Here is a 14,255-nt window from a genome sequence, read left to right on the forward strand (position 1 = left end):
CCGCCGCCGTTCAGTCCTGCTGCTGGACGCCCCGGACGATGCGGCCGACGACCTCCGCGGCCCGCTCGGGCCGCCCCCCGAACCAGTTGCCCAGGTACTCCTGAACGGCTTCCCCGACACAGACCCGCACGTCGGCGTTGCCCAGCAACCCGCGGGTGGCGCCGAGGAATTCGAGACGGTCGAGCTTCACCGCCACGACCGCCGTGAGACCCACGCCGACCCGCTCGGCGTGGAGATCGGGGTCCGCTGCCGCCAACAGCCCCCGTTCCCGTGCGTACGTGGTGACCGCGGCCGCCACGCCGTCTCGGAAGCCGTCCACGTGCGTGCCACCCTGGGGAGTGGCCAGGCTGTTGGCGAAGCCGCGTATCCGCTCCGCACGGGAGTCGTTCCACAGCAGGGCCACCTCCATCGTCCCGGCCATCCGCGGGTCCTCCCGCTCGAAGCCGATGACGTCCGGGTGGAGGGCCGCCCCCGCCTCCGCGTCGAGGGCGGCCACGAAGTCCCGCACTCCCTCAGGGAAGCGGTACACCACCGCCCGGGCCTCACCTGCCGGGCGTTCGTCGGTCAGGGAGATCCTCAAGCCCCGGTTGAGAAAGGCCACCTGCCGGAAACGCTCCGCCAGCACGGGGAACGAGCACCGTGCCGTCCCGAAGATCTCGGTGTCGGGCCGGAAGGCGATGGTCGTCCCGTTTCCCGTCGCCGGCTCCACGACGGCGGGCGGGGTGACGGCGACACCCCGCGCGTATTCGTGCACCCGGCGGGCGCCCTCGCCCCGTACCTCGGCCGTCAGCCGGCTCGACAGGGCGTTGGCGACGAAGAGCCCCACACCGAAAGGGCCCACCGCCGCGATGTGCCGGCCGATGGGCTCGGACTCGGTGCACAGGCTGGTCAGCAGCGCTTCGAGGTCCGGTCCCCCGGTGTCCTCGGCGGCCTCCAACGGACACCACCCCGGCCCATCGTCGGCGACCCGTACGCCGCCGTCGGGCGTGAGCGTGACGTCGACAGAGCCGCAGCGGCCGGCCAGGAACTGGTTCACCGCCCGGCCGACGACCTCGAACACCAGCTGGTGCAGGCCGCGTTCACCGGTCGAGCCGACGTACATCCCGGGCCGTCTCCGAATCGCTTCCCTCCCCTCCAGTACCTCGATCCGGGCAGCGTCGTACCTCATGCCTTCTCCACTCACGAAGACCCCTCCCATGGCGTCCGGCAGACCTCCACACCCTAGCGAGAATCCAGGAAAGCAGCAGGTCAGGGCTATTTCGCCGAGGCCGCGGACAGGCGGATGAGGGCGTACCGGAGCCCTGGTGACCCAGGAGCCGGGTACGGCGCCCGGAACGTGTCCAAGGGCTCACCGAAGCCGTGTACGACCCCGCACCGGGCGTCCCTGAGGCCCTCGATTCCGGCATGCGGCAGCCCATCCGGAAAACGGCGCTCGTCGGCGGCGCCTGTCGGTGGAGAGCAGCCCGCGATTCGCGGCCCCGGACCCGACGGACGGGCTTCCGTTGGCCTTGCGGATCATCGGAAACCGACTGTCCAGCACGCCCGCGTGGGGCGCCGACGAACTTGCCGCACGACTGGAGGGCGAGGAGCGGCGGCTGGATCAGTTCACGGCCGGCGATCTGAAGATCGCCCATGCCTTCGGGATGTCGTACGAGCAGCAGCGCACGACGGACGTTCCCCGGTGCGAGGAGCCGGCGACCGCCGCGCGTTGACGGTACGGCCGCCGGGCGCGCTGGTCTGCGTGCTGTTCCGATGGCGGCGCGGCTCGGCGTGCTGATCAACGCATACGCCGGCGGCATCGTTCGGGCCGGGACACGACAGGTGCCCTGCCGAACCCCGACGGCACCACGGGTACCGACCAGTGTCCCGAGGCCGACCAGTTCCGTGCCGCGTTCGCCGCCGACCTGCCCCTCGCCGCCGCCCGCCTCATGCAGGCCCCCCAACGGCCCTTCAGCGCCATGTGCTTCACCGATCCGACCACCGCTGCCGCCTGGCACACGATCCCCTCCTGAGGGCTGGTCGCCGGCGCCGACAAGCCATCCCGGGCATCACCGCCCGCCTCGTCGAAGACGCCGCGCGGGTCACCGGCTGACGTCCCGCGCAACGCCCCGGTCCGCACCATGGACGGACCGGGGCGCTGCTGTAGCGAGCCAAGTGTGAGCCATCCAGGCGAAGTTGTGTGGTCATCGAACTGCCGCCATCCGTGTGGAAGTCGCACGGTCCCTGAGTGGTTGCCGCCGCTTCGCGGGCGTGGCGTGTCGCCCGACGGTGCCCCTCCTTCCTACATTACGGCCGACGGGCCGTCGGTGGACCGTCGTGGCTTCGGCCTCCCCGGGCGTGACTCCGCCCGGCCGCTCGGCTTCCCTGGGAGAGATGTGCCCCGGTCCCGTATCCGCTCCTCGTCGGCCTGGCTCGCCGCCGGCCTGCTCCTGACCTCCGGCTGGGCGGCCGGCTGCGGGGGCCAGGCACCGACCGGCCCGTCCCGCTCCACCCTCCAGCCCGCGCCGAGGGACGCCCGCAGTTCCGCGCCCGGCCCTCGACTGCAGGACCCGCCGGAGCTGGTCAGCCGCAAGGGCCTCCTGAAGGCCGCCATCACGGTCGAGCGCCGCAAGGTGCAGGTGGGTGACCGTCAGTTGTACGCCACCACGTACAACGGCGCCTACATGCCGCCCACTTTGCGCGTACGGCCCGGCGACCGCATCGACCTCACGATGACCAATCGCATCGACGAGGACACCAACCTGCACACGCACGGTCTCCACGTCTCGCCGCGCGCCCCCGCCGACGACATCTTCATCGCCATCAAGTACAACCACTCGTATCACTACTCGTACAAGCTGCCGTCCAACCACCCGACCGGTACCTACTGGTACCACTCGCACGCGGACATGATGTCCGCACCGCAGGTAGCAGGCGGTGAGTCGGGCGTCATCATCGTCGACGGCCTGCAGAAGTACCTGCCCGCGGCGCTGCGCGGCATCACCGAGCACACGATCGCCCTCAAGGACTTCCAGGTCCAGGGCGATGCGGTGAAGACCCATCCCCTTCACATCGGGGCGGCCACCCACCGCACCGTCAACGGCCAGCGGAACCCGGTGATCAACATCCGGCCGGGTGAGACCCAGCTCTGGAGGCTCGCCAACATCGGAGCCAACATCTACTACAAGCTCCACCTCCCGGGCACCCGCTTCCGCGTGATCGCCCAGGACGGCATCCCCGTCCCCAAGGCTTACGACCAGGACACTCTGGTCATCGCGGCCGGCGCGCGCTTCGACGTGCTCGTCCAGGGAGGCCGACCCGGCACCACACGGCTGGAGACCCTCCCGTACGACACCGGCTCGGCCGGAAACAAATTCCCCCGAGCCGACCTGGCCACCGTCGTCAGCGGCGGCACCGCCATGAGCCGTGCCGCCCTCCCGACCGGCTTCGCCCCGCACGAGGACCTGAGCAACGCGACGATCGCGGCCCGCAAGACCGTCGTCTACACGGAGAACGGGGCGGGCACGAAGTTCTACATCAACGGCCGGATGTACAACCCCCAGCGGGTCGACTTCACTTCGGCCCTCGGCAGCGTCGAGGAGTGGACCATCCGCAACCGCGCGAAGGAAGACCATTCCTTCCACATCCACACCAACGACTTTCAGCTGATGAGTATCGACGGGAAGCCGCACGACCCTTCCCACGGCTGGTACGACACCATCAACGTGCCCGCGCTCGGCGAGGCGGTCATCCGCATCCATTTCACCGACTTCACCGGCAGGACGGTGCTGCACTGCCACATCCTCAACCATGAGGACATGGGCATGATGGCCGTCCTGGACATCATCGAGCCGAACCAGAATCCATCTGGCACGTGATCCCGTCCCCAGGGCGGGGGGGGGAGTCGCCGGACCTGGGGACGAGCGGAACGGACGGCACGGCACCTGGCCGCCACTGCTCCGGCGGCACCCGGAGATCCCGCGCCAGGGACAATCGGGGGCGGCCCGCGGCTGACGTCCAGGTGAACCCGCAACCCGGACAAACCCCTCTCCTGCCACATTCGCGTAACAGCGGCCTCGCGACGGACAACTCCCGCCACCGCCCGCCGGTCGAACCTGGCACGTCCCACACCTGCGCCGCGCGGGGACCAGTCCCGCCCGGTGCAACTCCTCCAGTCCCGACCGAACTTGGAGTTGACCGTGCCCAGAAAGTCCCTGCCGACGCGGCTTGCCGCCAGCGCCGCGCTCCTGCTCGCCGCAGGCGCCCTGTCCGCGCCCGCCGCCGCGGCGAACCCCTCGGACGCCTCCCCCGGCGACGCTTACGTGCTGACCGTGAGCACCAACCCGGCCGGCACCGACTACGACCACCGCACCGTCGACGTCATCGGCACCGTCACCAGGGCCGACGGCACTCCGGCGCCCCACATCCCCGTCACTGTCCAGGAGGTCGTCCTCTTCACCACCTGGAATCCGTGGGGCGACCCGATCGACCCCACCTACTACGAGCCGCGCGACCTGGGCACGCCGGTCAGTGACGCCGACGGGAAGTTCACGATCCCCGATGTCGACATCGACCACGTGGGCGGCAGCAGCCTGCTCAACGTCCAGCACCGCGTGCAGATCACGGCCCTCTACGACGAGGACGGAGATCTCAACACCCCGCAGGACGGCTACTACGCGGACACCACCGTGGCCGCGGACGCCAAGTCCAGCTCCCTCAGTTACAAGGTCAACAAGAAGAAGGTGAAAGCGGGCGACATCCTCACCGTCCAGGGCAAGGTCACCCTCCCCAAGGGGGTCGAGCCCGGCGGCACCGAGGTCTTCCTGCAGACCTACAACGAGGTCGAGTACCACGTGAGGACGACCACCGAGGACGACGGCTTCTTCGTCCTGTCCGTACGTGTCTCGGCCGACGACGACACGTTCGAACTGCGCACCGCTCCTAGGGACTTCTACGTGGCGGGCGCGAGCCGGTCGCTCCCGGTCACCAACACCTCGCGTCCCCGGACGTAGTCCTGCACAGGGCGGAGGTCAGGCCCAGCGGAGGCCTTGGCCCCGGGAGAAGGCGGCCCGTGGGTCCCGGCGAAGGGTCACCCTCGTTCACGCGAGGGTGGCCGTTGTCGGCGATGAGGTCGGCGCCGACGCCGCCCCCAATATCGGCGCGCCCCGCGGCAGCCCTGTGACCACGCGGGCGGGTCGTCGGTCCCGGCGCGTGTGAACGCTGCCCGATACGACCGCAAACACACGCTCACCTCCACTCGGCCATGCGTGGGCTTTGCCTCCGGTTCTCCCCCCGTACGCCTCCGATTGCTTCCATCGAGGAATGGACCACATCACGTTCCTCGTGGCGGTCGTCATCGTCACGGCTCTGGCCTTCGATTTCACCAACGGGTTCCACGACACGGCGAACGCGATGGCCACGTCCATCGCGACCGGTGCACTCAAACCGAGAACAGCGGTCCTCATCAGCGGCGTGCTGAACATCGGAGGAGCGTTCCTGTCCACCGAGGTCGCCAAGACGATCTCCGGCGGAATCGTCGACGACACCCTCGTCACTCCGGGCATGATCTTCGCCGGCCTGGTCGGGGCGATTCTGTGGAATCTGCTGACCTGGCTGCTCGGGCTTCCCTCCAGTTCCTCACACGCTCTCTTCGGCGGACTCATCGGCGCGGTGTGGGTCGGCGCGGGTCAGCAGGGCGTGCACTTCGACAAGGTGCTCGAGAAGATTCTGATCCCCGCAGTGGCCTCGCCGCTCGTGGCGGGTGTCGCCGCACTGCTGGCCACCTACCTCGCGTACCGGATCACCGCCCGGGGGCGTGAGAAGTCGGTGACGAAGGGCTTCCGGCTCGGGCAGATCGCCTCGGCCTCACTGGTGTCGCTGGCGCACGGCACGAACGACGCGCAGAAGACGATGGGCGTCATCACGCTGACGCTGATCTCGGCGGGCGCGCTGGGCCACGACGCGGGTCCGCCGGTCTGGGTCATCGCGTCCGCGGGCCTGGCCATCGGGCTCGGCACCTACCTGGGCGGCTGGCGCATCATCCGGACGATGGGCAAGGGGCTCACCGACATCCAGTCCCCGCAGGGCTTCGCGGCCGAGGCGGCCTCCACGACGGTGATCCTCACGTCCGCCCACCTGGGTTTCGCGCTCTCCACCACGCAGGTCTGCTCCGGCGGCATTCTCGGGGCCGGGCTGGGGAGGCGGCTGGCCGAGGTGCGCTGGGGCACCGCGGGCCGCATGGCGGTCGCCTGGCTGGTCACGCTGCCGGCCGCGGCGCTGGTCGGCGGGGTGTCGGCGAGCGTCGTGAAGCACGGCGGGACGTTCGGCACCGTGGTGATCGCGCTCGTCGCGGTGGCCGTCGCCGCGTTCATCGTCGTCGCCTCCCGCCGCAACCCCGTACACGCCTCGAACGTCAACGACCACCACGAGGTCTCCGTCCGTACCGCGACGCCGGCCGGCGTCGGTACGTCCGTCTGAGCCTAGGAGAGTTCCGGACATGCATCTCGACTGGACCGCACTCGGTGAGGTCGCCGCGGTGAGCACAGGAGTCACCGTGGCAGTGGTCGTCGTCTTCGCCCTCGGCGTGCTGGGCATCGCCCGGGTCGAGGGCTCGCGCGACAGCGGCGGCGGCAGCGACACCCTGGGGTTCGCCCAGGCCGGGCTCTGTTTCCTGGCCTGCGCGGCCGTGGTGGCGTACGGCATATATCTGATCGTGCCGCAGTTCCACTGACACAGCGGGAAGAACCTGGGTGGCGGGAAACCCGAAGCACGGAAAGAGGAGGGCCGGATGACGGAACTGCTGGCTGGCATGCGGGTCGACTACTCCGACCACGACGACCCCGTACTGATCCGGCCGGACGGCAGCCCGGTCGACACGTGGCGGGAGAACTACCCGTACGAGCAGCGCATGGAGCGCAAGGAGTACGACTGGCACAAGCGGCTCCAGCAGATAGAGCTGCTGAAGCTGCAGAGCTGGATCAAGGAGACCGGCAGGCGGCTCGTCATCGTCTTCGAGGGACGTGACGCGGCCGGCAAGGGCGGCACGATCAAGCGCTTCACCGAGCATCTGAACCCGCGCGGGGCTCGGGTGGTGGCGCTGGAGAAGCCGACGGAGCGGGAGCGCGGGCAGTGGTACTTCCAGCGGTACGTGGAGCATCTGCCGACCGCGGGCGAGATCGTGATGTTCGACCGGTCCTGGTACAACAGGGCGGGTGTGGAGCGCGTGATGGGTTTCTGCGGCGACGACGAGTACCGGCGCTTCATGCGGCAGGCGCCCGCCTTCGAGCGGATGCTCGTCGACGACGGCGTGGACCTGGTCAAGTTCTGGTTCTCGGTCTCCCAGAGTGAGCAGCGCACCCGGTTCACCATCCGGCAGGTCGACCCGGTACGGCAGTGGAAACTGAGCCCCATGGACCTGGCCTCACTGGACCTCTGGGACGACTACACGGCGGCCAAGGTCGCCATGTTCCGCGAGACGGACACCGAGCAGGCGCCCTGGACCGTGGTGAAGAGCAACGACAAGAAGCGGGCCCGCGTCGAGGCCATGCGCAGCGTGCTGGCCCGCTTCGCCTACGCCGACAAGGACGAGGAGGTCGTCGGCAGCCCCGACCCCAGCATCGTGGGCGCGGCGGCGAACCTGCTGGAGGAGGGCGAGGACGACGCGGTGCCCGTCGGCGACACCACGGCGTCCTGACATCCGCCGCCGTACGACTGACTCAGGACATCAACATCACGGTGGCTGCCCTCAGTTGATCGTGGGCCGCCACCAGGGCGAGAGCCCGCTTGGGGGGTGGTACGTCGGTGTGACAGGCCGCGCGCAGCAAGTACTCGGCGAGCACCACGTGCCACTCCCAGCCGCGCTCGGGCTCCGCGGCGTCCGGGCACACCGAGTGCAGATGCGTCAGCAGCCATGACAAGGCCGTCAGGGCGGCTGTGGTACCCGTGGCGTCCGGTTCGGCGGGTGGGGTGCGGCTGCCCAGCCTCGACGCCAGAGCGCGCCAGGTGGCGAACCGAGTGAAGAACATCGATTCCACACCCGCGTCGATCGACCGCATCAGCAGGTCCACGCCGAACCGGGCGGCGTCCGCTGCCCAGTTGAGCCGACCGAACGCGCTGGTGTCGATGAGCACCGGCGTCGGATGCCGGCCCAGGCAGATCAGTACGTTGCCTCCGTGCAGATCGCCGTGGGCGTATGTCGTCACGGTCGGCCGGGTCAGCTCGCTCAGCGGTACGCCGAGTGGTCTGCCCTCCTCCAGGAACGACCGCAGCTCCCGGGTCAGTTCCTTCACGTCGGACAGGCCGCCCCCGTCCGGGCGCCTCAACGCGGGCGAGAACTCCTCCAGCGCCTGGAGCACCAGCCGGCGACGCAGGGACGAGAACCGCAGCAACTCCACCAGCGGGACGGCGCTCTCCCGGTTCTCGGTGTGCGGCGTACGCAGCCCCTCCCAGAACAGTTTGAACATCACGTCCTCGACGTCCGGTTTCGGCGGCCCCGCCGCGAGCCAAGCACGCAGCGTCCTCGCGTTCTCGGGCAGCGGAGCGCCGAGCGCGTACCAGCCGTTGACCGGGCCCACCGGTCGTTCGGGCCGCTGCCTGATCAACAGCAGCGCGGGGAACACCTTCGCCGCCCGGGCGTTCTGCTCCGCCTCGTGTGCCAGCGCCTGCTCGTCGCGGGAGGCCTTCAGGACATGCCGCAGCACCGGACTGCCCGGTGAGATCGCCGCGACCGAGCACACCACCGCTCCCGAGGCCCCCGGCGTGAGATGAGCCAGCCGCATCGTCGCCGTCTCCGCGCCCTCAGCCTCCAGGACGCGACTGTACAGCTGTGACAACGTCGGCGCGCCGACCTCGTCGACGATGGACTGAACCGCAGGGTCGTCGGCGTCCGCCTCCACCTGGATCGCGCGCACGGTCCCGTTGTTGAGGAGATGCTCGCGCACGGCCCGGACCACGGCTGCCGGACTGTTGTCCAGCGATCCCTGGGTGAACTCGTAGCGCCGGAAGACGTGATGCGCCCCGGAACGGCGCGCCTGGTCGAACAGGTCGGGCCTCGTGTCGTCACCGGAGCTGACGGCGATGATGTACGTGCGCGGCGAGCGCTCCTTCGCCTCGGCGATCAGCTCCAGGCCACGCGGCTCCGGCAGGTCCGGCAGGTCCTCCCGCGCGAACAGCAGGTCGACGAGGACGACGTCGTAGGGCCGGTCCGCGTCCCGGATCAGTTCCTGGCCCCGGTCCGGCTCGGTGGCCGAGTCCCACAGGACGTCCCAGCCGATCTTTGCGAAGTGCGCCTGGAGGCGGGCCTTGGACCGCCGCTGGTTGCGCTCCTCGTCATCGATGATCAGCCCTCTGATCTCCTGCATGATCAGGCTCCCTCCCACAGACGCAGTGCCAGGAGCGTCTCGAACGTCCAGCCCTTCTCGCCGTCCTCCTCGTCGAGGGCGTGCCCCGTCAACGACGCGCCCAAAGGCCGGAGTTTGGCGTCCAGTGCCCGCAGCCCCTGGCCGGGCGCGCGCCGCGGCCGGGTGCCGGTATTGCGGAAGGAGACCTCGACGGTGCCCGGCCCGGACGTCGCGTACGCCACGTGGACACGGCACTCGGCGTCCGGAACGCGATGGCGCCGCGTGTTGTCCAGGACGTGTTCCACGGCCTCGGTCAGCAGCGGCAGCGGACAGAACACCTCGGCCTCCCCCGCGGCTCCGCGCGCCACCACCTCGACCGCGGGGTCCTGCGCGGCACGGAGGGCCTCCAGCCGAGGCCCGAGTCTGGCCGGGGCCGACGACACCAGGTCCACGAGATGGGCGCGCTTGCCCGTCTCCGGCAGATGCGTCGCGAGGAACATCCGGTACCACCAGTCGAGCCGGTCGAGCAGTTCGTACCGTACGGTCTGCCAGTCGGGGTCATCCACCTGGCGCGGTGCGCGCAGCAGCCGGTCGAGCCGCTCCGTCACCTCGCTGAGCGCCGTGATCCCGTTGGGCACCAGGCGCATCAGCCGTTCGTGGTCGCGTCGGCCGAGCCGGTCGTCCACGTACTCTCCGGCCAGGATGTGCCGCAGAGCGGGCAGACAGACCAGCGCCCGCTCGGCAAGGTGCCGTTTGCACGTCTCCCAGTCGGAGCGGGCGTCGAGCGCCGCGCGCTGCGAGGGTGCCGCGTCCTCCAGGTCCTCCACGTAGTCCCGTACGCGCAACAGCCCCGAGTCCAGCCGGTGCCGCATCACCGCGTGCCCCAAGTCCTCGCGAAGCTGTTCCCACGCCTTCTGCGGATCATCCGGCTTGGGTCCCACCTTGTGGTCCGCGACGGTGATCAGCTGCTGCACCACGTGCAGATACTCGTCCGCGAGACCGGGGACGCGTGCCTCGCGCCGCTCCTCCAGGCTCTTGCGACAGCGCAGCAGGCTCTTGCGCAGCCGTACCACGTCGATGGGGGAATCGTGCGGTGGACGACTCAGGAGCCGCTGGCACTCCAGAAGCATCTGGTCGACCAGGACCGGCTCGTCCAGCGCCAGGTTGAGCAACCGGGGCAGCATCTCGGTCAGTTGCTGTGGCGTGGTTGCCGCCAGCACCATCAGCGCCTGCACGCGAAGCCACGGCGAGACGTTGACCGACTTGCCGACCCCGGCCACACAGATCTCTGCCAGCAGGTCCCGGGCCACCGTGAACCGAAGCGGCGGCAGCTTCAGCCACTGCTGTTCGGCGGCGAGAAGCCGGATGAGGTTGGACCGCGTGAACGCGGACCGCGGCGAGCCGTCCAGGAGCGCGCGCAGCGCGTCCACCACTCGCTGTCGCGAGCCCGTGTCGCGCAGGGACTCCCGCAGCAGCGCGCGCCAACGGATGTAGTCGATCACGTCGTCCGAGCCGATCGGAACCGCGAACAGGTCCGCCGCCGCACTGCTGAACACCTCCTCGCGGCGTCGCGGACGCAACAGCTCGCGCAGCTGGTCCGCGTGTCTCCGGAGCCGGTCGGGTGCGGCCGAGTCGTCCTGGACGCGCAGCCGGGCGGCACAGATCGCGCAGTCGTGCGGCGGCTCGCCCGGGATGCTGCTCGCGCTCACGAACCGGACCACCGCCGGCACGGGTGCACCGCCGCCCGGCGGGGCCACGGCCCGCAGCATGCGCAGCGCCGCTGCCTCCTGGTGGTCGAGCCGGTCGAGCAGCACCACCGCGACGACAGCTACCGCCCCGCTCGCCGCCGCCAGCCGGATCATCTGCTGGAGTGTCGTCCCGGTCGTCGCACGGCCGTCCACCACCACTACGGTCTGGCCGCGCGCGTCGTACCGTACGGCCGTCGGAAAGATCCACTGGTTTTGAGCCACCCCGCGCGGCACGGCCACCAACGATCCGACCGCATGGCCGAGTTCGCCCAGCCGGGCGTGCACGGCGTCCGGGAGCCTGCTGTCGAATATGGCGTCCGGAGTGCCCGCGTACCAGAGCTGAAGCGTCCGTGCGTCCGCCGGTCCGAGCGTCTCCCCCAGGGAGGCGAGCGATTCGCCCAGCACGTCGAGGACGGCGTCCGTGATCCGGGCGCCCGTCTCCGGGTGCCGCAGCGCGCGGTCGAGGTGCAGCATCGCGCTTGAGTGGGACCGCGGCCCCGCCAGATGCCCGAGCGAGAGTGTGTCGGGCGCGCCCGTGCACAGCCGCAGGAAGTCGAGCTCCGAGATGCGGGGCGGCTCCGGGGGCGAGGGAACGACCGGATGACGCAGGATCGGATCGATGTCCACCACGTCCACTCCGACCGCGTCACCGGTCGGCGGAGTGCGCCCGTCGGCCGCGTAGATGTCGATGGCGACGTCGGTGAGCGAGACCACGGGAATGCTCCGGTTGAGCAGCTGGATGTCGCGGCGCTCCGGCCGCGCGTCCACGACGCAGGCGATCAGCGCGGGTTCGGCCCCCGCACCCGCGATGGCCGCCGCCGCACGCCGCGTGGTGTTCTCCGTCGACAACAGGTCGGTGATGAGCACCACCCGTTCGCCGGCCTGGACCGGTTCGCTCGGATGCAGCCCCTCCAGGTCGAGTTCACCCGGCATGGCGTGGTGCCTCCCACCCAGTGCCAGGCACTCGCTCAGCCGCGCGGCCAGCGGCCTCGGTGCCGCCGATACATGCGCGACCATCGTGGGCACCTCACCGTGTCCGCGTTCGTTCAGCACGGCCTCCACCTTGCGGGCCAGTACGTACGCCGCCGTCGCCGTGCCGATCGTCGCGTCCAGGAGCAGCGCGGAGTCGACCCAGCGCCGGGTGATCCGGAGCCCGGGCGTCCGGAACAGACCGTTCGCCACACCCGCGGCCTCTCCCCCGTGCTCGACGACCTCGGCCAGCTCGCGGTGCGCCTCCCGCTCCAGGGTGCGCAGCACCCCCAGTGGGGTCAGAGCAAGGGACACCCGTCCGCCGGAGACCTCGAAAAGCCGTGGGTACTCCTCCAGGGCACGCCACAGGCCGTCGCCCGGTGCCCCTCCGGCCTGTCTCCAACACCGCATCGCGGTCTCCGTCGAGACCACTCCTCCGACTCTGCTCAGTTCGGTCAGGACGGCGCGGACGGCCGCCGAGCCGCCGTACCAGATGGGTGGTCCGTAGCAGCCGTGCACCAGTGTCGGGCTCGGTGGTGCGACCGCGCCGGGGCGCTGCTCGGCGTGCAGCCCACTCACGCTCAGGTCGACGATCCGCGGGTCGGCGTCGGGGAAGAGGACGGCGACAGCCGTGAGGTCGGCCAGCCCGTCGGCCACACCGAGTGCCGCGCTCAGCGCGTCCTGCAACCCGGAGGGGCTGAGGTAACCGGTGTCCCGTAACGGCACCGACACGACCACTCCGCCCAGCGCCGGATCCCCCGCGGTTTCACGGGCCGCGTCCACCAGCGCGGCACGGCCGGCCTCGTCCAGGCCATTCGCCGCGTCGAACTCGCAGCGGATCCAGCGCAGTTGATGACCCATTGCTGCCTGGGGGCGGTCGATCCACGACACCGGAGTGCGGTGTGTCTTCGGATCGGTGAGGACCTGCACTTCGTGCAGTGTGCCCGGCGCGTGACCGAGTGAGCCCTCGGTGATGACCGCCTGACCGTCGGACTCCGTGTACACCCAGCCGGTCATCGTGTCCGCGGTGCGCACGATGATGCTGCCACCGTAACTCCTGACCAGGTGTGCCACCCGCCACAGCCCGTTCTGGCCGGGCCGCGGCGCTTGCGCGTCGGCACGCGTACCGTCCGGCACGGGGAAGTGGTGCCCGAAGGCGTGGAACACCGTGTCCTCAGCCTCGGTCAGCCGGTGTCCCGAGGCCGGCCGCACGCCGAACGGAACTCCGTGCCGCGCCTGCGCCGGGTCCAGCCGGGTCCCCAGCCCGCTGCCCGAGTCGCCGACCAGCAGACGCAGCACCTGACTGCGGGTCGTGGTGGCCAGTTCCGCCAGGTCGGCGGACGCGGGCGGCATGTCGGCGTGGCGCCGGCCATACGTCACGGAGTCGAGCAGGACCGCGCCCACGAGGCAGCGGGGCGGTTCACCGACCACTCCGGCAGCACCATGCTCCGCCACGTTCTCCAGGAGCTCCAGAAGGACCGTCTGGCTCAGCGCGTCGGCATCCGGCTCCGACAGCCCGAGATCACGGAGCCGGGCCACGATCCCCAGGAAGGCCTGCGACACGCGCAACTCGTCGCCGTCCAGCGGCGACAGCCACTGAAACGGCAGGATGCGCCGCCTCACGTAGGGGGACTCGTCGCGGGCCGTGGACTTGCCGCCGCCCGGTGTCGCGTCGTCGGCGGGCGGAAGGTGGTCCACCGCAGCCGCGTCGTCCACCACGACCGCTCCTTCCGGCCAACGGCCGGGCCGCAGGCCGTCCAGGAAGCCGACCTGCCCCATGAAGGCCCGCGCGTCGCCGCGCGCCCGGGCCTGCCGGGTCAGCAGCCGCTGCGCCGCCGCCCGATCCCGCTCCGCACCCACCGCATCCGCTTCGCCTTCCGCGCCGTCGGTGTCCACCGGATCACCACCCGACCCGGGCAGTTCCGCGGTGGGCAGCGTGACCCGGACCGGAACACTGTCGCGGACCGCCGCGTCGATCAGCAGCAGGGCTCGCGCCAGTGCCGCCATGTCGGCGAACTCGACCCGGGCGAAGTCCAGATGGAGCCCCTGCTCCAGAGTCCGGTGCGTCCACCGCCCGTCCGCCGCCAGGGGTGCGCGCCGGGGCTGCATCACCTTCTCCCAGCTGCTGGGAGTGAGTCTGGGGGCGAAGTGAAATCCTGCCATGGTCTGGCGCCCTCTCTCTTCCGGTCGCCGCTGCCGTACCTGTGACTGGTTCTGCCCA

At 70.5% G+C, this 14,255-nt stretch carries 9 protein-coding genes; 6 read left to right on the top strand and 3 right to left on the bottom strand.

The window, feature by feature from the left end:
- Positions 1–10 precede the first annotated feature (10 nt).
- Positions 11–1,168, bottom strand: a complete 1,158-nt coding sequence (locus OG199_RS02160; protein WP_405827574.1) for a DNA gyrase subunit B — start codon at positions 1,166–1,168, stop codon at positions 11–13.
- Between the two features lie 334 nt (positions 1,169–1,502).
- Here OG199_RS02160 and OG199_RS02165 point away from each other — a divergent pair, with 334 nt between their 5' ends.
- From OG199_RS02165 to ppk2, 6 genes are all read left to right on the top strand, one after another.
- On the top strand, positions 1,503–1,712 hold the full coding sequence (locus tag OG199_RS02165; RefSeq protein ID WP_405827576.1) for a hypothetical protein: 210 nt from the start codon (positions 1,503–1,505) through the stop codon (positions 1,710–1,712).
- 663 nt (positions 1,713–2,375) lie between these two features.
- Positions 2,376–3,857, top strand: a complete 1,482-nt coding sequence (locus OG199_RS02170) for a multicopper oxidase family protein (RefSeq protein ID WP_401804670.1) — start codon at positions 2,376–2,378, stop codon at positions 3,855–3,857.
- Between the two features lie 321 nt (positions 3,858–4,178).
- Positions 4,179–4,991, top strand: coding sequence for an acyl carrier protein (locus tag OG199_RS02175; protein WP_405827578.1), 813 nt, complete (start codon positions 4,179–4,181; stop codon positions 4,989–4,991).
- A 310-nt stretch (positions 4,992–5,301) separates the two neighbouring features.
- On the top strand, positions 5,302–6,456 hold the full coding sequence (locus OG199_RS02180; RefSeq protein WP_405827580.1) for an anion permease: 1,155 nt from the start codon (positions 5,302–5,304) through the stop codon (positions 6,454–6,456).
- Between the two features lie 19 nt (positions 6,457–6,475).
- The gene (locus OG199_RS02185) at positions 6,476–6,709 is read left to right on the top strand and encodes a hypothetical protein (protein ID WP_405827582.1); all 234 of its coding nucleotides are present in this window, start codon (positions 6,476–6,478) and stop codon (positions 6,707–6,709) included.
- 57 nt (positions 6,710–6,766) lie between these two features.
- A complete protein-coding gene (ppk2, locus tag OG199_RS02190) occupies positions 6,767–7,672 on the top strand; it encodes a polyphosphate kinase 2 (protein WP_405827583.1) in 906 nt (301 codons plus the stop codon).
- A 22-nt stretch (positions 7,673–7,694) separates the two neighbouring features.
- On the opposite strand, the gene OG199_RS02195 is transcribed toward ppk2, so the two are convergent.
- The gene (locus OG199_RS02195) at positions 7,695–9,338 is read right to left on the bottom strand and encodes a hypothetical protein (protein ID WP_401804659.1); all 1,644 of its coding nucleotides are present in this window, start codon (positions 9,336–9,338) and stop codon (positions 7,695–7,697) included.
- A gap of 2 nt (positions 9,339–9,340) precedes the next feature.
- On the bottom strand, positions 9,341–14,197 hold the full coding sequence (locus tag OG199_RS02200) for a hypothetical protein (RefSeq protein WP_405827585.1): 4,857 nt from the start codon (positions 14,195–14,197) through the stop codon (positions 9,341–9,343).
- Positions 14,198–14,255: the final 58 nt, after the last annotated feature.

The organism is Streptomyces sp. NBC_01176 (genome assembly GCF_045039825.1).
Classification (GTDB): domain Bacteria; phylum Actinomycetota; class Actinomycetes; order Streptomycetales; family Streptomycetaceae; genus Streptomyces.